We start from the raw sequence: 19,493 nt of genomic DNA, 5'->3' as shown, positions 1-19,493 counted from the left end.
TCTGTGTTCTCTGCGTCTCTGTGGTTGATTCCTCATTCCCCTGGCTCATGCCTGCCTCAGCAGGATGGAATCCACAATCAGGTCATCGTGCAGCACGTCGCTGAGGATGACGATGGGATCGCCGGCGAGGACGAGGCTGCGTTCGCGGAGAGTCTTGATGGCGGACTCGATGGTGGCGCTGGGGTTCTTGCTGTTGAACTCCATCACGAACGGGAACACCCCGCGGGCAGACATGAGCGTGCGGCTGATGTAGAGGTTCGGGGTGAAGGCAAAGATGGGCGCGAACTCCGGGCGCTGATGGGCGCAGAGGTGGGCGGTGGTGCCGCCTTTGGTGAAGACCAGCAGCTTGGAGTTGGGGATGCTGTTGGCCAGGCCGATGGCGGATTTCACCGCGCGATGTTTGTTGGTCTTGATGGGGGCATCGGAGGCGAAGCGACCGGAGGGATAGCGCTTCTCCGTACGGCTGATCACCCGGTGGAGCACGTCCACGCAGCGGTCAGGGTACTTGCCCACGCTGGTCTCTCCACTGAGCATCACGCAGTCCACCTGCTCAGTCACGGCGTTGAAGATGTCGGTCACCTCCGCCCGGGTGGGCACAGGGTTTTCGATCATGCTCTCCAGCATCTGCGTGGCGACGATGACCTTGCGACCATGGTAGGAACAGCGCTCAATGATGTCGCGCTGGATGATGGGGAGGTCCTCCACGGGACACTCGCTGCCGAGGTCGCCGCGGGCCACCATGATGCCCTTGGAGGCGATCACGAGGGCGTCCAGATTGTTGAGGGCCTGCTGGTTTTCGATTTTGGCGATGACCCGGGCGTGGGAGTTCTTCTGCTCCAGGAGCAACTCCAGGTGCTGGATGTGCGCGGGCTCGCGGGCAAAGCTAAGGGCGAAATAGTCCACACCCAGCTCGACACCCAGATCCAGGTCCAGGTAATCCTTCTTGGTCAGCGGCGGGAGGTTCACATCCACGCCGGGCAGGTTGATGTGACGGCGGGACTTCATCTCCCCGCCGGTGAGCACCTCGGCCTGGATTCGCTTGCCGATGGCGGAGACGGTCCGCATCTGGATCATGCCGCCGTCGATGGCAATGGCGTCGCCCGGCTTGAGATCATGGGTGAGGCCGGGGTAGTTAACGGTGGTGGAGTAGGTGCCGATGGGGGAGAGTGTTTCATCGGTGCGGAATTCCACCGTGTCGCCCTTTTTGAGCTGCCAGGGGGCCTCCACATCGCCGGTGCGGATGGAGGGGCCGGTGAGGTCCATGAGCACGGCCACGTCCGAGTTGAGCTGCTTGGCGGCGTCCCGGATGCTGTTGTACACGTTGCGCGTCCACTCATGGGAGGCATGGCTCATGTTGAGCCGGAAAATGTTGGCCCCCGTTCGGATCAGGGCCTCGATCTTTTCAACGCTTTCCGTGGCCGGACCGAGGGTGACGAGAATTTTCGTTTTTCGCATGAAAATCTTTCTGGTGCTGGCACTCCCGCGGGCGGGCGATGCCATTAGGTCAATTTCAGCACAAGACATGCCACGGACCGGCTGGCTGAGGCAAAGGATTCTTCATATGACTTGGCCGGGTCGGACTCCTTGGGGAAACAGGGCTCCCGGGAGGTGTCGAAGACCAGAGTCCAAGTACCGTCCGGCATGGGGAAGTCAATGTCCTCTGGTGAGCTGTTGAACAACAGCAAGATGGGGGCGGCTTTGTCACGCTTGCCTCCTTGCGTATCGTCCAGCACGGCGGCGATGAAGCGGGTCTCTGCGGCGTGCCAGACCTCGCGGCTCATGGTCAGGCCATCGCGGCAGAGCCAGCCGATGTCCGGTCTTCCCGTGTAGGGATTGACGCGCCCGTCAAAGAACTTGGCGCGACGCACCACGGGATGGAGCTGGCGGAAGCGGGCGAGCTGCTTCACAAACTCCAGCATGCGGGTGGACTCCCGGTTGGTCGTCCAGTCCATCCAGCTGATGGGGTTGTCCTGGCAGTAGCCGTTGTTGTTGCCCCGCTGGGTGCGCCAGCGTTCGTCCCCCATGGTGAGGAAGGGGACCCCCTGGGAAAGGAAGAGCGTGGCCAGGCAGGAGCGGGAGAGCCGCCGCCGCAGGCTCAGTGCAATCGCGTCGCGGGTGTCGCCCTCGATGCCGCAGTTCCAGCCGTTGTTGTGGCTGTCGCCGTCCCGGTTCTCCTCGCCGTTGTCTTCGTTGTGCTTGTTGTTGTAGCTCCAGAGATCCCGCAGCGTGAAGCCATCGTGCGAGGTGAGAAAGTTCACACTGGCCGAGGGCGGGCGACCGCCGGGGCCATAGATGTCCTGGCTGCCGCAGAGGCGCTTGGCAAAATCTGCCATGCGTCCCTCGTCGCCTTTCCAAAAGCAGCGGACGTTGTCGCGGAAGCGTCCGTTGAGTTCATGCCAGGGCTTGGGGAAGCCGCCGACCTGATAGCCATTCGGTCCCAGGTCCCAGGGTTCGGCGATCATCTTCACGCGGCGCAGCACGGGGTCCTGTGCGAGCCCCTGGAAGAAGGAGCAGCCGATGTCGAATAGCTCACCGCGACGTCCCATGGTGGCCCCCAGGTCGAAGCGGAAGCCGTCGATGTGCATTTCCTGAACCCAGTACCGCAGGCTGTCCATGACCAGGCGCAAGGCGGGCGGGCTGGCCGCGTTCAGCGTGTTGCCGCAGCCGGTGTAGTTCACCACCTTGTGGTCGTTGTTCAGGAGGTAGTACCCGGCATTGTCCAGGCCGCGGAGGAAGAGCATGGGCCCGTTCTCATCCCCCTCCGCGGTGTGGTTGTACACCACGTCAAGGATGACCTCGATTCCTGCCTTGTGAAGTTCTCGAACCATCGTCTTGAACTCCGCCACCTGGGCCTGGGGGTCGCGGGTGCCGGCGTATTCACTGTGCGGGGCAAAGAAGCCGATCGTGTTGTAGCCCCAGTAATTCGTCAGACCTTTGGCAAGGAGGAATCCATCGTCCAGGTGCTGGTGCACGGGCAGCAGCTGCACGGAGGTGACGCCGATGGACTTGAGGTAGGTGATGATGGCCGGATCTGCCAGCCCGGCGTACGTGCCCCGCTTGTCCGGGGGCACATCCGGGTGCTGCATGGTCATCCCTTTGACGTGCAGCTCATAGATCACGGTGTTCTGCCAGGGGACTGCGGGCAGGGCATCTCCCTCCCAGTCGAACTCATCTGAGATCACGACGGATTTCAACGCGGCCGGACCGCTGTCATGGAAATCGCGGACGGTTTTTTCGCTGACATTCTGGTAGGTCTCCTGCCAGATGGGCTCTCCCAGGAGGGCCTTGGCGTAGGGGTCCAGCAGGAGTTTGTGGGGGTTGAACCACTTGCCCTGCGTTGGCGACCAAGGGCCGCGGGCGCGGTAGCCGTACACGGCTCCAGCGGTGAGCCCAGGCACGAAGGCGTGCCAGACATCATCATCGTCCCGCGTCATGCGCACCCGGCCGGTCTCCTCCGAGGGCTCCGCCGGGTCGAACAGGCAGAGGTCCACCCCATCTGCCGCCCGGGAGTAGATGCTGAAATGGACGCCGCCTTCGACGATGGTGGCACCCAGGTGGTCGGGTGTCTGCCGGGAGACGGCCATCTGTCGCGCCGCGACCAGAGCGTCATCCCCCAGACACAGTGTTGATAGTTTGGAAAACAGTCCTCTCATACCCAGTTCATCCTCTGTGAATGGCACCACTTTGCCTGCTAGCAGGAAGCTGGCCACTGACAAAAAGGTTGGATTTCAATCTCCTTGCAGGGAAGGCACCAGGGGAAGGGGCGGCGGAGTCAGGGTGTCACCGCGCTGGTGGGGCTTTTGATCCAGCCAGCGCTCGAAGTCCGCCTGAGACGGAGAGACCGGCACTGGTGTCCCCTGCAGAGGGGCGGGTGGGGCGGTGTCCCTGCCATTCAGCCCTGGCGGAATCACTGGCAAGACCTGAGGAAGAGGCGAAGGCGTGAGAAGCCTGTCCTGGAGTTTCTGCTGCTCCACCGCCTGACGGAGTTCACGGAGCCTCCGTGCGCTGCGATCTTTTTCTTCGTGGGACGGCATCGGGGCGTAGCTTGACCCGGTGCGGACTGGGTCACAGTGCCGCAGCACCTGGAACAGCAGCACCACAATCGCGATAATGGGAAAGGGGCCGATGCTGGCCAGGGAGCTGCCCGCGCCTTCGGTCTGTCGCTTGGGTTTGGGTGACTTCCTCTGCCAGGACCAGAGCCCGACCCCAGCGTGGCCGGCCATCGCTTCAACGGCCTGGGTGTACTGTCCTGACAGGATGGGAGTAGGTGCAGGGAGGGATTTGGCCAGACCGCGGAGCCGGTTGATCTGCACCTTGTAGGCCGCCTTGGCTTCGTGGGGTGGCAGAGGCATCACTTTGGTCAGTGCATCCCCCAGGGTGTGCAGCAGACGCCATTGGGGCGGCACATCCCCCGGTGGGACCAGCTTGAGCAGGGACTGGGCCTGGTCATGATCGCCAGCCAGAGCAGTGCCAAAGCCAGCTTGACTCACGTGCAGGGGCCAAGTGTCGTCCCGCACTCCCAGCCTCACGGCGGCGAGGCTGATTTCCGTGGCCTCCGGGCCGCGGTTCAACTGGTTCAGAGCGATCTCGTAGATGGCGAGCATCCAGCCGCGGATGTCGGGGCGGGTCTCGGCCCCCTTCATCCAGTTCACGGCTTCCACTTCGAGGTTGGAGGTGGCCAGAGCGCGGCCGGCCGCGGCCCAAAGCTCGGTGTTGGGATGGATGAAATCACGGTGCTCTCTCAGGAGCTCGGGCAGGAAGGCACCCGCCTTTGACGTATCTGCCGCCAGATCGATGAGCTGGTGGATGGCAGGCACCGCTCGCTGCTGCATGCGCGGGATCCACGTGCCGAAATGCCGCCAGCACTGCCACTTGCCCTGCCGGGCCTGCTCGCGGATCCAGAGCAGGGCGAAGGCGGGCCCAATGGTGTCCGCGGCGACAGCGGCGTCCATCACCTCCACGAGGGCCTTCTTGTACCGGGTATCGTTGAGCACGGTGGTGTCAAAGAGGCCCAGCAGATCGAAGATGTCGTCCTGGCACTCCACGAGCTCCTTCAGTCCCGCACGTGCACCTTCCAGGTTCCGGCGATGGCAGTGGGCCAGCACGGAGTAAGCCTTCCGCACCCAGCCTGTGGGGCCGGTGGCCAGCATCAGGGTGGAGGCTTTTTCCAGCCCGGCCAGATCCTTGCGCCGCCAGTAGAGATCGAGCAGCTGCCGGGCGGAGAAGTCGTGGGCGGGTTCGAGGTGCAATGCGCGCTCCAGGTGCTGCACGGCACGGGCTTCATTGCCGCCGGCGCCCAGCTCCACCAGGGCGGCGCGGCTGCACGCATCAGGATCGCGCGGGCTCAGTCGCAGCAGCTCACGTGCGGCTTCGCGCATCGCCAGGGGCTGCTCCACGTGTTCAGCCAGTTCATAGAGCCGCTCCCAGCCCCAGTGGAAGTCGCGGTGTTTTTTCAGCACCTTGCGCAGGACGATCATGCCCTCCTGAGGCTTGCCCTCAAGGACGAGCAGCCAGGCCTCGCGGCCCGCCAGCTGGGCGGGGCGGTCAGTGCCCCAGGGGCCGGACCACAGGGCCTTGCGTGCTTCCTCGAACTTGCCCTGCTCCGACAGGAGGATGGCTTTGAAGTCGTAGGCCTCCGCGAGGCGCGGTCGGATGGCCAGGGCGCGGTCCACCGCCTGAAGACGTTCTTCCACAGCCTCAGGTCCGAGAATGCGGGCCAGCATCATCCAGAGGCGGGCCTGGGCGGGGTGCTCGCGGGTGACGGAGCGTGCCAGATCTTCGAGCGACTGCTGGCGGTGCAGGAGGGGTGCCCAGGCGGAGAGGATGCCCCAGGCTCTCTGCAGAGTGGGATCATCCCGCAGGCAGGATTCCACCAGTTCCCAGGGCTCCTGCCGCTCGCCAGCGCGCCAGAGGAAGATCGCCAGCAGCATACGCAGGTTGTTCTCCCGCGGCATGCGCTTCAGGGCGGTGCGTACGGTGTGGAGGGCGTCCTCCGCCTGCCCCAGGTCTTCCTGAAGCTGGGCGAGATCCTGCCAGGCCTGGTCCCAGTCAGGGTTGAGCTCGGTGGTGCGACGGTAGGCCCGCAGGGACTCCTCATTGCGCCCCTGCAGCCGCATGATCTGCCCCAGATCACGCCAGGCACCGGGCAGCAGGGGAAAGCGGCGGCTGGCCTCCTCCGCCAGCCGGGCGGCTTCTTCCAGCTCGCCTGCGTCCTGGGCTTGGGAGATGAGCACGGACCACGCCTCCCACAGGTCGGGGCGTGCCTGCCATACTTCCCGAAGATGAGCCATCAGTTCGCGGGGCTCGATCAGGCCATAGGCAAGGACACGGTAAATGTGCAGGGTCTCGCCGTTGAGCACCTGGACGATCATTTCATGCCGGATGAAATCGAGCGCGCCGTCCCGCTGCGTCGAACCGTTGGTGCACTCCAGCAGCTGGATGAGCGCGGTGCCGAAATTGATGTCCTCCTGCAAGGCCTTGCGGCAGTGCTCCTCTGCCTCGGCCGTGCGGCTCATGGCCTGGAGGACCATGGCCATGGTTGCCAGGCTCTGCGGTGCGCGGGGAGCGAGATTGAGCGCCGCCGTCGCATGGGTCATGGCTTCCTCGAACCCGCCGGTGGCCTGGCAGATGTGGGCGATTTCGCGGTGCAGCCAGGCATCGTCCGGGAAGTGGTCCAGCATGGCGAGGGCCGGGGGGCGGGCCTCCTCCGGAGCGTGCTCCCTGAGCCAGGTGATGTAGGTCTGGTTGAGCTCGTAGTGCTGCGGGAAGCGGGTGCATGCCTCCTGCAGATGTGCGCCTGCGGCCGCGGTTCCTTGAACCAACTCAAGGAGGGCCACCATGGACTGATGGGCATCCATGGCCAGCGGCTCGGTCTGCAGGATCTCCCGCCAGATCGCAAGCTGGCGCGCATGGTCGCCCTCCCGGCCGGCCAGGGCGGCATCCGCACGCAGCCATTGGCCGTGGGAACATTTCTGCCGGGCGCGCTGGAGGCGGAGCTGGGCTTCGTACATCTTGCCAAACCGCGCGGCCAGACGCGAGGCATGCACCAGGAGTTCCCCGTCATCCGGACGGCGGCGCACCGCTTCCTCTACCACTGCCAGGCTTTCCTCGGTAAGGCAGAGGCGCTCCAGACACACGGCCAGCGTCAGGGCCGGGCCGGAGGACTGATCGCCGTAGGCTTGATTACGCTGGCGAAGCCATGCCAGCGCCTCCTCTGAGCGGTTGAGGGCCACGCAGGCGTTGAACCACTGGACGGACCAGGCCTCCACCTTGTCAGAAAGCGCGGCTGCAAACCGGAAGAAGTCGAGGGCCTCCTGGCGCCGGGGTTCCCGCCAGTGCCACACAGCCAGGGCTGAGAGCACGGCCGAGTCCACCGGGCTGCAACGATGAGCCCACCAGAGGAGCCGCCGGGTTTCGTGGCGGTGCCGGTAGTCTTCAGACAGCTCCACCGCCAGTTCCCGAAGGAAGCTGGGATGGGCTTGCTCCAGGGTGATGATCCGGCGCAGCAGGCGCAACCGCTCCTCAGGCCGGCCGAGTTCCCGCAGGGACTGCACATGCCAATGCAAGAGCCGCATGTCGTCTGGATACTGGGTAAGCATGTCCAGCAGCACCTGGTGGTGCTCCTGGGTGTTGCGATCAAACCCGGCGAGGCTGAGCCTTGCGAAAAGGGTGAGCCGGTGGAGAGGATCCAGGGCAGTCATCCTCTCCAGAATGCCGCATGCTTCATCGCGCGAGTGGCGGGCCAGGGCACGGTTGAAGGCGAAGTTCAGATCGTAGAAATCTGCGTCCGGCAGGGGAAGGGAATTGACCCAGGCCCGGCGGTCTGCGGGAACGACGGCCATGCCCCGCGGTCCGGTGAGCTTGTAGCGGCCCAGAAACTCCTCCGCCACGACCTCCCGGTAGTGGGGCTCACCGGGATCCTGGATGAGCAGCGTCTTTCTTATTTCATCGTACCCGATGACGGTCTGGAGGTGCGCGGAGCCAACCTCCACCGTGGCGAGGGCAAAGGGCACCCCGGCGTTCAGCAGGAGCCGCAGGCTGTCCCACGTGACGTGAAACTCGCGGGCGGCAAACCCGTTTTCCTCGCACCACTGGCGTTCGGAGTAGTCGTAGGTGCCGTCGTAGCAGATGGCCTGTGCAATCTGTTCCTGGGTCGCAGGATGGTGCCAGAATTGAGCGATGAGCGCCAGGGTGGCAGGACCGCAGGTGCGGTGACCCTGAAGCACGAAGCTGACAGGCAGGCGCACGCGGGGGCCGGACGAGGTGGTGTTGCGGTAGCGGTTCGCCAGGGCCTCGTAGTACTCGCCTCCCAGTTTCTCCGCCTGCTCTGCGGCGGCGGCCAAGTCGCCGCGCATGTAGTAGGCGTCACTGCGGCAGGCGGCCAGCCACTCCCGATGCTGCAGGGAGGGCATGGGAGTCCATTGCTCGCACAGATCCAGCAGCTCCAGCATGCCTGCGTCGTCATCGATCTCGCGCTTGAGCACGGCCAGTTGCATCGCCACCGCACCGCTTTGCAGATGATTCAGGGCCTCCGTCAGGTATTCAACGGCCTCGCCATGCCGGTTCAGCAGGTGAAGCAGGCGGGCGCGATGTTGGACGGCGGGCCGAAACCACGGCCGGAATTGGAGCGCTTCGTCGAGCCGGCACAGTGCTTCTCCACGCTTCTCCTGCGCCTGGAGGAAGCGGGCCTGCTCGGTGGCCAGCCAGGCAGATTCCGGATCCAGCTTCAGCGCGGAGGCGAGCAGGGATTCGGCGACGTTGAAGTCCCGGTAGAGCACGGCCACGGCGGCCCGCAGGGCGATCAGGTCGGCATGAAGCTCCGGGGTGAGATTCTCACAAGATTCCGGTTTCGCGGCAAGGGACCAGGCGGACATGGGACCGCGCCGGTGCAACACATGGTAGCCGTAGTGAAGCCGCGTCTCGGCATCTTGCGGGCGCTCCCGGTGGGCGCGGGTCAGGAGAAGGCTGCTCAGGCGGTCGGCACCCAGGTTGTTGCTGAGCCGGGCGGCAATGACCTGGGCCTCATGTCCGCGCCAGGCCTGCAAGGGACCTGCTTCGGCCATGGCGAGCGCATAGGCATCCATGTAGCGGCCGCTGTCATAGGCGGCTCGAACCTGCTGCACCACTTCACCGGGCACCGATACGCGTCGGTCCGTGGTGAAGCCATCCTTGAGTTTGTAGTTTTTTTCCACGCCGGGGGTTGCGGAGTTGGGGCACTACAACGCACAGCTTTTTGCGGCAGTGTCAATCCTTGGATGGGAAACACAAAAAAGAGCGGACCCTGGCAGGGTCCGCTCTTTGAATAGGGTTCAAGCTGGAGAACCGAGGGGCTACACCTTGGCCGCAGCCTTGTTGTCAGGGCTGGCAGGAGCGGCCTCACCTTCGTCTTCCGGCGGCAGGGCCACAGGCTCGACTTTGGGCGTCACCTTGACGAAGAGCGGGCGGAAGTGATCCCAGCGGTCAAGGAGGTCCTTGGCGCGGGCGCTGTCCGTCTTCTCGAGGTGGCTGTAGATGAGCTGCTGAAGCTGTTTGATGTCTTCGGGCTCGGACACCTGCACGCCGCGGATCATCTCCGGGTTGTGGAGCTTGTCGAACATGCCTGCTTCATCCAGCAGGTAGGCGATGCCTCCGCTCATGCCGGCACCGAAGTTCTTGCCGAAGCTGCCGAGAACCGCCACGAGACCGTTGGTCATGTACTCGCAACCATGGTCACCGATGCCTTCCACGACGGCGGTACCGCCGGAGTTACGGACGCAGAAGCGTTCGCCAGCGCGACCAGCAGCATAGAGGCTGCCGCTGGTGGCTCCGTACATGACGGTGTTGCCGAGGATGGAGTTTTCCCAGGACTTGAAGCTCGGGTGCGTCTTGTTGGGGGTTCGGATGACGATCTCGCCACCGCAGAGGCCCTTGCCGACGTAGTCGTTCGCTTCCCCGGTGAGGTTCAGCTTCACGCCGCCACACAGGAAGGTGCCGAAGCTCTGGCCAGCGCTGCCTTCCAGGTTCACCTCGATCGTGCCGTCGGGCAGACCGTGGTTGCCATGGTGGAAGGCGATCTCGCCGGAGAGACCGGTGCCGATGTTGCGGTTCGTGTTAACGACCTTGTAGGAGAGGGGCTTGATCTTGCGCTTGTCGCTGATCGCCACCTGGGCCGCCTGGAGGATTTTGTCGTCCAGCGGGTGGTTGTTGATGCGCTCGTTGCTGTTCACGCGGCAGATGCGCGGCAGATCTTCATCCGCCTCCTTGCCCACGTCGCGGAGGATGCGGGAGAGATCCAGCAGGTTGGCCTTCTTGTGATCCGGCACATGGCGCTGGCGGAGGAATTCCGGACGACCGATGAGGTCGTTCATCTTCGCGATGCCGAGCTGGGCCATGATCTGGCGCACTTCGTGAGCCACGGAATTGAAGAAGTTCACCACATGCTCTGGCTTGCCTTTGAACTTCTGGCGGAACTTCGGATCCGTGGTGGCGACGCCGACCGGGCAGTTGTTCAAGTGGCACTGGCGCACGTACACACAGCCGAGTGCGATGAGGGCGATGGTGCCGAAGTTGAACTCTTCCGCACCCAGGATGGCGGCCATGGCGATGTCGCGACCGTTGCGGAGACCGCCGTCGGTGCGCAGAGTCACACGGTCACGCAGACCGTTGAGCATGAGCACCTGCTGAGCTTCAGCCAGGCCGAGTTCCCAGGGGAGGCCGGCGTGCTTGATGCTGCTCAACGGGGAGGCGCCCGTACCACCGTCGTGGCCGGAGATGAGAATGATGTCCGCGTTGGCCTTGGCCACACCGGCGGCCACCGTACCCACGCCAGACTCTGCCACCAGCTTCACGCACACACGGGCGCGTGGGTTCACTTCCTTCAGGTCGTGAATGAGCTGGGCAAGGTCTTCGATGGAGTAGATGTCGTGGTGCGGGGGCGGGCTGATGAGGGTCACGCCGGGCTGCGTGTTACGCAGGCGGGCGATGAGCCGGTTCACCTTCATGGCCGGGAGCTGGCCGCCTTCGCCGGGCTTGGCACCCTGAGCCATCTTGATCTCGAGTTCCCAGGCATTGGCCAGGTACTCTGCGGTCACGCCAAAGCGGCCGGAGGCCACCTGCTTGATCTTGCTCATGGCCCAGTCGCCGTTTTCAAACGGTTTGAACCGGCGCGGGTCTTCACCGCCTTCACCGGAGTCTGACTTGCCGCCGATGCTGTTCATGGCAATGGCGAGGGCTTCGTGAGCCTCAGGCGAAATCGCACCGAGTGACATGGCGGCGGTGGTGAACCGGACGCGGATGTCTTCGATAGGCTCCACCTCATCCAGCGGGATCGGGCCATCGGAGGACGGCACGAATTCCATCAGGTCCTTGAGAGCCACCGGGGTGTTCTCAAGCTGGGCCTTCACGTAGGTCTCGTAGTCCTCGGACTTGCCGGACTTCACGAAGGTGTGAAAATTCTTGATCACTGGGCCGGTGACGGCGTGCACTTCGCCTTCACGACGCGGGCGGTAGAAGCCCGGGTCAGCGAGTTCGATTGCGCCTGCTTCCGGCACGGCGGTGCCGTAGCCAGCCGCGTGACGGGCGAAGCTTTCCTCAGCCACCTCATTGAAGCCAATGCCGGCGATCTGGGATGGGGAGCCGGTGAAGCACTTGTCCATGAGCTCCTTGCCGAGACCAACGGCCTCGAAGATCTGGGCTCCCGTGTAGCTGCTGAGCACGCTGATGCCCATCTTGGACATGATCTTCAGCACGCCCTTCTCCAGCCCCTTGCGGTAGTAGGTGAGGGCCTTGGCGAAGTCAAAGCCTTCGAGGATGGGCTTGCGGGCGGTCTTGTCCTTCTCCAGCACTTCCTGGACGGTCTCAAAGGCAAGGTAGGGGCACACGGCGGAGGCACCGAAGCCAAACAGCAGGGCCATCTGGTGGGTGTCGCGGGCTTCGCCGGAATCCACCACGATGCTGAGGCGCATGCGCACCTGCTTGCGGTTCAGGTGATGGTGCACGGCACCGGTGGCCATGAGCGAAGGCACGGGCACGCGGGTGTGATCGACGGCGCGGTCGCTCAGGATGAGGATGCGGATATCGTCATTGACGGCCTGTTCGGCCTCGCTGCAGAGGCGATCGACTGCCTTCTTCAGACCCTCGGGGCCTTCGCTCACCGGGAAGGTGATGTCGAGCACGCGGCAGGGGAAGTCCTTGAGCCCCTTCAGGGTCTCGAGCTCGTTCTCAAAGAGGAACGGCGAGGTCAGGTGCACCACGTGGGCATGCTCCGGCGTCTCGGCGAGCCAGTTGCGCTGCCAGCCGAGCACGACGTCGAGCGACATCACGCCGCGTTCGCGGATGGGGTCGATCGGCGGGTTGGTGACCTGCGCGAAGAGCTGCTTGAAGTAGGTGAAGAGCAGCTTGGGCTGCTTGGAAAGGATCGACAGGGCCGCGTCGTCACCCATGGAGTAGACGGCTTCCTCACCACGAGCGAGCATGGGGGCGAAGGCCATTTCGACCTCTTCTTTGTTCCAGCCGAAGGTGACCTGCTTTTGAGACAGGCTGAGGATGTCGAGATCTTCCTTGGGGGCGTGCGGGGCTTGTGCGGTGAGTTCCACGCGCTGCTCCTTGAGCCACTCGCCATAGGGCTGGCGGGACACGAGCTGCTGCTTGATCTCCTCGTTGTAGGTCACCACGCCTTTTGCGATGTCCACGCTGATCATCTCTCCGGGGGAGAGGCGGCCTTTCTTGATGACCTTGGCATCATCCAGCGGCACGATGCCGACTTCAGAACCGAGGGCGAAGACGCCGTCTTCGGTGAGCTTGTAGCGGGAGGGGCGCAGACCATTGCGGTCCAGAGTGGCGGCGATGACGCGGCCATCCGTGTAGATGAGGCCGGCGGGGCCGTCCCAGGGCTCGCTGAAGCAGGAGTGGTACTCGTAATAGGACTTCTCTTCCTCCGTGGTGGTGGGATCGATGCCGTACGCCGGGGGAACCAGCATGGACATGGACTCCGTCACGCTGCGGCCGGAAAGGACGAGCAGTTCCAGAGCAGCGTCGAGAGACGCAGAGTCACTCTGCTTGGGATCGCACAGCCCTTTGAGGAGGTGCTCATCGCCCTCCCACCAGGGGTGCTCGAAGTCGCTGGCGCGGGAGGCCATCCAGTTGCGGTTGCCACGCACGGTGTTGATCTCACCGTTGTGGGCCAGCATGCGGAAGGGGTGGGACAGCGCCCAGGTCGGGAACGTGTTCGTGGAGAAGCGCTGGTGGAACACCGCCAGAGCTGTCTCGTAGTTCTCGTCCTGCAGGTCGTAGTAGAACTTCTCCAGGGCGGTCGCGACGACGAGGGCCTTGTAGATGACCGTGCGGTGGGACATGGAGGGGACATAGAAGTCCGCCAAGCCCTGTTGCTTGCCTTTCAGCTCGATCTCGCGCCGGGCGAGGAAGAGGGCGCGCTCGAAAGCGGCGTCATCCATGTCTTCCGGCCGCCGAACCAGCAGCTGGGTGATGAAGGGCATGGTGCGGCGGGCTTTTTCGCCCAACTCGCGCTCGTTGACCGGCACCTTGCGCCAGCCGATGACGGTGACGTCGCGCTTGTCGACAACGCTCTCAGCCACGAGCTGGATGCGCAGGCGGGCGGTCTCGTCCTGCGGAAGGAAGAACATGCCGACACCGAGGTCGAGCTCATGCTCCAGCTTTACGCCAAATTTTTCGACCTCAGGGAGGAGGAGCTTGTGGGGGATCTGGGTGAGGACACCAGCGCCGTCACCGGTCTTCATGTCAGCCTCCATGGCCCCGCGGTGCACCACGGCACAACAGCCACCCAAGGCGTAATCAAGAATTTTACGACTACGTTTACCATCCACCTGCGCTACAAAGCCCACACCGCAGGCGTCGCGTTCCATATCCATGTTATGGAGCGTGCCTTCATTCGGAATTGGTTCGTCGTAATAGGGATGCTTGGTCATGTGGCCACAAGGGGATGCGAGGTTCGCCCCTTTGCCCGCTCGGGAAAAGGGGGGAGCCAAACTAGTCAAGAACAGGCAAGTTAGCAAGCAGGGAGTGTGCCGAGGGCGGCTCACTGCATAAAACCGACACCCTGTTCCCCCAGAGAAACGCCCCCGGGGCGGGGGCAAGATGCGCCGGTGTTTGGCCCGGTCATCCAGTGAGTTCTGACGATTTTGGCATCTGGATGAGCGCCAGCTCTTTAAGAAGCGCAGGACAAATGCCGGGGCCTCAAAAAACTTGCGGAAACCCTTCAAAATCCGCTTGCATGTTTTGCCGTCACGAGCAATTTAAGGGCTCGCTTCTAGCGTGTCTCACGCGGAACGACGGGTAGGTGCCGGAGCGGTCAAACGGGGTGGACTGTAAATCCACTGGCTTACGCCTACGATGGTTCGAACCCATCCCTGCCCACCATTTCCTCAGGAGAGGAATGGAGATTTCAGAACAAGGGTTCTTGGTTCACTTGGGTGAGTTATGCCTTGAACCCGGAGGGTTCACCATGCGTAGCCATAGGTCGGCCGAGCGGAGCGAGGACTATCCATGGGGTGGGGATTTCTACCGCAGAGCGGTAGGCCCAGTGCGGCCAAAGGGCGGGTAGGGTGAATCGGGGGATGGGCCGACGCTGCGACCCCTCCGGGGTCGGGGAGACTATTTGACGAAACCGGAGGTATCAGTCGCTACGCTCCTTCAACCTTCCGTCTAATGGCTGGGATGCCTCCGGCATCGGAAACAGGGAATGCAGACGGTCATCGAAGGTGGGGACGTGGTTAACCCAAGGGATGATGGCCGGTAATAGAGGTGAGGGTTCCAATCGCCGTTCAGGCGTGCGCCGGGTGTGTTGGTAGAGAGGCGAGGTGAGAAAGGCGGGGAGGAACTTCGGCCGACTGAAGTCAGTGCTCCAACATTGAAGTCGCTTGTGGTTGGGGAACGCTGGGTATGTGGCTCCTGATCTGTCCCGCATGCGGGACGGAACTCCAACCCTGCCGGCGGGGCCGGAGAGGGTTGGAGTTTCGCGTTCAAGCGGCGAAGCTGTTGTTGGGACGTGCGACTGAGCGGGGTTGGAAACCCCGGCCTTCTCTGTCGCTTACAGGAGAATGGCTTGTTTTCAGCGAGGGCGGATGGTGCCGATTGCCAATCGGCGGCACAGCAGATTGACAATCTGCGCTACATCCGCGGGCAGCTCGCGGCGTGGACGAGCTTTCTTTACTTCGCTCGCACGGGCATCGCTACGCTATCTTCTGGCAGTTCCCCGCGCAGCATCTTGCCAGCCTGGCCGGTGAGCCACAGGTAGTGGTCCTCCGGCACGCCGGGCTCGGTGGCGAAGGGGCTTTCGCCGACGGGTGGGTCCTGGCGAGTCTTGAAGATGGCGGTGCCTTCGTCGAGTTCGTCAAACATGGCCACGTACTGCATCCGCACGCCGAGCTTCTTGGTCTGGGCAAACTGGGACCAGATGAACTCGCCGCCCAACCGTGGGATGGCGTTGACCGGGGCTTCTTTGCCGCGGCCTTTTTGCAGGTTGTGCCAGCTGAATCCGGGGAAGGCCACGGGCAGGTAGTCGAGGTTTCTTTCCTTGCACCAGGCCAGGTCTGGCGCGGCAGTCTTTTCAAAGTGTGAAGTCGCGTTCTTGGGGTTGTTGAATCGGCCGATGGTCCAGGGGCTGACGACGTCTGCTTTGGCAATGAGGGTGTGCAGCTCGGGATCGGCGATGCTGTCGCGGGTCAGCGTCCGCCAGTAGGCGGGAACGCCCAGCATGAGGGAGACGTTGCCGTATTGCGGATCGCTTTTGAAGAAATCGATGAGTTGTTTCCACTCATCCAGCATGGGGGCGCGGTCGGAGAAGCCGAGACCCCAGAGGGCGACGAGGGGTTTGCCGCGGTGCCGGAGGTAGGCGGGGTTTTCTTTGGCATCGGCGAAGTGGTAGGTGTCCACGAGACGCTTCCAGTCGTTGATCAGAAGCTGGGTCTCGCCGGGTTTGAGGCCGGAGAGGTCATACATGAGCACCCACTCACGACCGTGGTCGCGGGCGGCGGTGCGGGTTGTTTCCAGAACCAGATCCTGCGCTTTGGCATGACGCGGGTCCTTGGTGGAGACGACGAAGCGCTGGAGGAACACGCCATCGACACCGTACTCCTTCATCCACTGGTGATGGAGGTTGACGACGGAGGGTTTTACCGAGCTGTACACGTCCGCAGTGGTGCCGTCGGCGAATTTGAACGGGGTGGGGGTGCGGTCGGCCGCGGAGATCTCGCGCACGTCCGGCCAGAGGTCGATGCTGCAATTGCCGGGGCCGAAGTTCCGGCCGCCGTAGTGATGCCAGCCGGTGTTGGTGCCGTCATCGGGCGTGCGAAACCAGCCCTGGTAGCCGCACATGATTTTGCCGTCCAAGCCTTCGGCCCAGGAGGAAGTGGTGGCGAAGACCAGGGTGCAGAAGAGGAGGAGCAGGGCAGATTTCATGAGAGGGCGCGCGTTAGTCCATTCACCAACCCGCCTGCCTCCGTCAATCTTGCGGGAGTAGTCCGAATGGTCTGCTTCAGACGGGTGCCCGGGTAGCTGTGGCACCCGTGGACACTTCAAAGACATGTTCCTGGCCGGCGTCGTCGGTGACGATGACGGATTCACCTTGGGCTTCGAGCGGGCCGGTAAAGGGGGACTCGCCGACGGCCTGCCACACAAGGGATCCGTCGAAATTGATGCGTGCAATGGCCAGCTCTCCGTGGGTGATGAGGCAGTGGTGGATGGGATTGTGATGTACGCCGAAGCAGGTCAGTTCGTCCACTTGGGTCGTCCACATCAACTGCAAATCCGGGAGCTGAAGCGCGGTAACCGAGGCACCACAAGCAATGAAGAGGGTGTCGTCGGCCACAACGGCGGACTGGTCGTGAACTCCGGTTTCCCCTTTGGAGGTTTGCAGTTGGACCTGGGCCACGAGCTGGGATTCCTGAAGGACCTCAATCCGGTGGCAGGAGGTGGGCTCAGCCGGGATGTCATCCAGAAGAATGAGCTCTGCATCCGGCCTGGAGGGGGCAATTGCCCGGGGAAAGCCTTCGCGCAACTGGATGGTGTACGGGGGGCTGGAGAGGGTGACCATGGGGATGTGGTCGCAATGAAGGCGCGTGGAACAATCTTGTGCAAGCGATAGCTCGCGAATCCCATCATGCTGCTCCGATGATCACCGCCTCGATGCGGTAGCCATCGGGATCGATGACAAACGCGGCGTAGTAGCCGGGTCCGTATTCCGGGCACAGACTGGGGGCTCCATTGTCCTGACCTCCATGGGCCAGCGCGGCTTTGTAGAAGGCGGCGGCCGCCTCCTGGCTGGGGGCGCTGAAGGCCACATGAAACCCATCTCTGGGAGGGGGCTGACGATCCGGGCGGAGGCGGATGGCAAACTTGTCCTGACCCTCGATGGTGCCGTAGCCTACGGCGGTGTCATCGCTCCAGACCCTGCCATAGCCCAACGGTGCCAGGGCGGCATCATAGAATTTGGCGGAACGGGCCAGATCCTCCACGGCAAAGGAGAGGTGATGCAGCATGACGTGTGCGGGGTTCAGGGTTTCCGTTTTTTGAAGAGGTACTGCACGATCGACCACAGACCGGCGTAGCGGAAGCTGGGATCGGCATAGTGGTGCAGCACATAGAAGCAAAAGTAGTAGGCTCGGCAGAACGCCCAGAGGGTGATCGCAAAGAGGACAAGCCTTCGTGGGTCGTAGTCTGGAAACAGAAGAAGAGCTCCGGACAAGACGCCAAGGAAGAGGAACAACGCCCCCTTGAGCTTCAGGATCTTCGGGGAAGTGATGTCCATGAGATTGGAGGCGGGCGGTGGCTTTTCGCTAAGCCTTCTGATTGGGCGGCAGGAGGTCCGGACGGTTCTTCCGGGTCCGCTCTTTGGCCTGCTCCTTCCGCCATTTGGCGACCTTGCCGTGGTCACCGGAGAGAAGGATATCCGGCACCTTTTGCCCCTGCCACTCAGCGGGGCGGGTGTAGTGGGGATGGTCCAGCAGACCGGATTCGGTGAAGCTTTCCTGGATGGCGGATTCGTCATCGCCCAGCACACCGGGCACGAGGCGCACGATGGCGTCCACCACCACGGCGGCGGCGATGGCCCCGTTGGTGAGGACGTAGTCGCCGAGGCTGATTTCCTCGTCCACACAAGTGTCCACGATGCGTTGGTCCACGCCTTCGTAGTGGCCGCAGAGGAAGATGAGATGGGGCTCGGTGCTGAGTCGGCGGGCGGTGGCTTGATCGAAGGGTTTGCCCTGCGGGGTCATGAAGATGACCTTGCTCTGCGGGGTGCGGACTTCGTCGAGCATGGCCGCGATGGGCTCTGGCCGCATCACCATGCCCGGACCGCCGCCAAAGGGGGCATCATCCACCTGACGGTACTTGCCCATGCCGTGCTTCCGCAGGTCATGCACCCGGAGGTCCAGCACACCCTTCTCCCGGGCACGTCCCATGATGCTCGCGCCCAGCGGCACCGTGACGACTTCGGGGAACAGCGTGATGACATCGACTTGCATGGCGGCTCAAAGTAGGGAGGCAGGAGCGCGGTGCAAGGGGCGGGGAGTGGTGGAGTAGTGGAGTAGTGGAGTAGTGGAGTAGTGGTGGGGTGTTCGATGATTGGTTCTCACACGAAGGCACAAAGGGGAGGAACGATGGAGATGGAGTGGAGGGAAGGGGTGACTTCGAAGCAGATGGAGTTGAACCCGGAGGTTCGGCTGCGAGTGGGGACGACGTGTCTGGCTGGCGTCCGAGCACGAAGGATGCGTGCGCTCCCCAAGCTTCCTTCGCAGCTTCGGCTTGGGGGGGCATTGGGGACCCCGCGCTTCCAATGTTGGAGGCTGGTCCTAAGTCACTGAGGAGCGAAGGGACTGGGGGAGTCGGCGGTCTTGGTGTTTTTCTCAAGCACCGACACCTTCACGGGCGTGAGCTTCACGGTGCCTTCTGGATAGTCGCTCAAGCTCGCTTCCAGATTGCGACCATCATCAGTCAGACCGCGGGTTTCCCAGTCCACCCGGTAGGTGCGGTTCACGGCTTCTCTTCCCTCGGCGGCGGGGACCTCCGCGCGGATCGTCTCAATGCGGATCGGTTTGTCGAGATGGTTGTGCCAGCGCGCGTAGTAGCGGCCTTGCGAGAACTGAAAACGGATGCCCAGCTTGTCGATCTCCTCCTTGGGAAGCTCTTTCCATGAGGTGGACTCTGGGGTTGCCTGTGTCGATGGGGCGGGCGGTTGCTTGGCCAGTTGGGCGCCTTCGAATGCTTCAGAGGCAGCGCTATCTTTGGCATCCTCTGCTTCGGACAGGCGATTCGCATCGAAAGACGAGACGAAAACCTCTCTGGCTTCGCCAGTGAAGCGGTTGATCTGCACGAGACGTTGGTTCCCGCTTCCGATCCCCTGCTTCACCAACTGCTGGGTGAACCCGAAGTACACGGCTGCGGCACCGAGGACGGCACCGCCAAGGAGGGCGAAGAGAGTTTTCATGGGTTTATCTGAGGCGAGATGGTGATTCGAATGACAACACCAAAGACGTAAACGG

10 protein-coding genes and 1 tRNA gene are annotated in these 19,493 nt (G+C 63.2%); 1 reads left to right on the top strand and 10 read right to left on the bottom strand.

Annotated elements, in window-relative coordinates; translation table 11 throughout:
• Positions 1 to 45 precede the first annotated feature (45 nt).
• The 4 genes from pyk to gltB form a co-directional block, all read right to left on the bottom strand.
• Positions 46 to 1,455, bottom strand: coding sequence for a pyruvate kinase (gene pyk / locus BV034_RS30080; protein WP_063768949.1), 1,410 nt, complete (start codon positions 1,453 to 1,455; stop codon positions 46 to 48).
• 44 nt (positions 1,456 to 1,499) lie between these two features.
• Positions 1,500 to 3,653, bottom strand: a complete 2,154-nt coding sequence (gene glgX / locus BV034_RS30075; RefSeq protein WP_265593630.1) for a glycogen debranching protein GlgX — start codon at positions 3,651 to 3,653, stop codon at positions 1,500 to 1,502.
• Positions 3,654 to 3,728: 75 nt separating this feature from the next.
• A complete protein-coding gene (locus tag BV034_RS30070) occupies positions 3,729 to 9,191 on the bottom strand; it encodes a tetratricopeptide repeat protein (RefSeq protein WP_050030640.1) in 5,463 nt (1,820 codons plus the stop codon).
• A gap of 138 nt (positions 9,192 to 9,329) precedes the next feature.
• Positions 9,330 to 13,922 carry a glutamate synthase large subunit gene (gltB, locus tag BV034_RS30065; protein WP_050030639.1) on the bottom strand — a complete coding sequence of 1,531 codons (4,593 nt, stop codon included), beginning with the start codon at positions 13,920 to 13,922 and terminating at the stop codon, positions 9,330 to 9,332.
• 365 nt (positions 13,923 to 14,287) lie between these two features.
• On the opposite strand from gltB, the gene BV034_RS30060 reads away from it, so the two are divergent.
• Positions 14,288 to 14,373 (top strand) — tRNA-Tyr (locus BV034_RS30060).
• Between the two features lie 789 nt (positions 14,374 to 15,162).
• Here BV034_RS30060 and BV034_RS30055 read toward each other — a convergent pair.
• The 6 genes from BV034_RS30055 to BV034_RS30030 form a co-directional block, all read right to left on the bottom strand.
• Positions 15,163 to 16,413, bottom strand: coding sequence for a glycoside hydrolase family 71/99-like protein (locus BV034_RS30055; protein WP_050030638.1), 1,251 nt, complete (start codon positions 16,411 to 16,413; stop codon positions 15,163 to 15,165).
• A gap of 76 nt (positions 16,414 to 16,489) precedes the next feature.
• The gene (locus BV034_RS30050; RefSeq protein WP_050030637.1) at positions 16,490 to 17,047 is read right to left on the bottom strand and encodes a hypothetical protein; all 558 of its coding nucleotides are present in this window, start codon (positions 17,045 to 17,047) and stop codon (positions 16,490 to 16,492) included.
• A 64-nt stretch (positions 17,048 to 17,111) separates the two neighbouring features.
• The gene (locus BV034_RS30045; protein WP_050030636.1) at positions 17,112 to 17,492 is read right to left on the bottom strand and encodes a VOC family protein; all 381 of its coding nucleotides are present in this window, start codon (positions 17,490 to 17,492) and stop codon (positions 17,112 to 17,114) included.
• 14 nt (positions 17,493 to 17,506) lie between these two features.
• Entirely contained in the window at positions 17,507 to 17,761 is a 255-nt protein-coding gene (locus tag BV034_RS30040; protein ID WP_050030635.1) for a hypothetical protein, read from the bottom strand.
• A 28-nt stretch (positions 17,762 to 17,789) separates the two neighbouring features.
• The gene (gene trmD / locus BV034_RS30035; RefSeq protein WP_050030634.1) at positions 17,790 to 18,476 is read right to left on the bottom strand and encodes a tRNA (guanosine(37)-N1)-methyltransferase TrmD; all 687 of its coding nucleotides are present in this window, start codon (positions 18,474 to 18,476) and stop codon (positions 17,790 to 17,792) included.
• Positions 18,477 to 18,808: 332 nt separating this feature from the next.
• Positions 18,809 to 19,438 (bottom strand): hypothetical protein, encoded by a 630-nt coding sequence (locus tag BV034_RS30030; RefSeq protein ID WP_050030633.1) that lies wholly within the window; start codon positions 19,436 to 19,438, stop codon positions 18,809 to 18,811.
• Between the last annotated feature and the right edge of the window lie 55 nt (positions 19,439 to 19,493).

Source organism: Verrucomicrobium sp. BvORR034, assembly GCF_000739635.1.
Lineage (GTDB): Bacteria > Verrucomicrobiota > Verrucomicrobiia > Verrucomicrobiales > Verrucomicrobiaceae > Verrucomicrobium.
Note: the sequence above shows the minus strand (reverse complement) of the source record. Positions and strands in the feature narration are given on the sequence as shown.

Bases quoted from the DNA above. Each gene is read 5' to 3' on its own strand.
- pyk (WP_063768949.1), bottom strand. From the start codon at position 1,455: ATGCGAAAAACGAAAATTCTCGTCACCCTCGGTCCGGCCACGGAAAGC.
- glgX (WP_265593630.1), bottom strand. From the start codon at position 3,653: ATGAGAGGACTGTTTTCCAAACTATCAACACTGTGTCTGGGGGATGAC.
- gltB (WP_050030639.1), bottom strand. From the start codon at position 13,922: ATGACCAAGCATCCCTATTACGACGAACCAATTCCGAATGAAGGCACG.
- BV034_RS30055 (WP_050030638.1), bottom strand. From the start codon at position 16,413: ATGAAATCTGCCCTGCTCCTCCTCTTCTGCACCCTGGTCTTCGCCACC.
- BV034_RS30050 (WP_050030637.1), bottom strand. From the start codon at position 17,047: ATGGTCACCCTCTCCAGCCCCCCGTACACCATCCAGTTGCGCGAAGGC.
- BV034_RS30045 (WP_050030636.1), bottom strand. From the start codon at position 17,492: ATGCTGCATCACCTCTCCTTTGCCGTGGAGGATCTGGCCCGTTCCGCC.
- BV034_RS30040 (WP_050030635.1), bottom strand. From the start codon at position 17,761: ATGGACATCACTTCCCCGAAGATCCTGAAGCTCAAGGGGGCGTTGTTC.
- trmD (WP_050030634.1), bottom strand. From the start codon at position 18,476: ATGCAAGTCGATGTCATCACGCTGTTCCCCGAAGTCGTCACGGTGCCG.
- BV034_RS30030 (WP_050030633.1), bottom strand. From the start codon at position 19,438: ATGAAAACTCTCTTCGCCCTCCTTGGCGGTGCCGTCCTCGGTGCCGCA.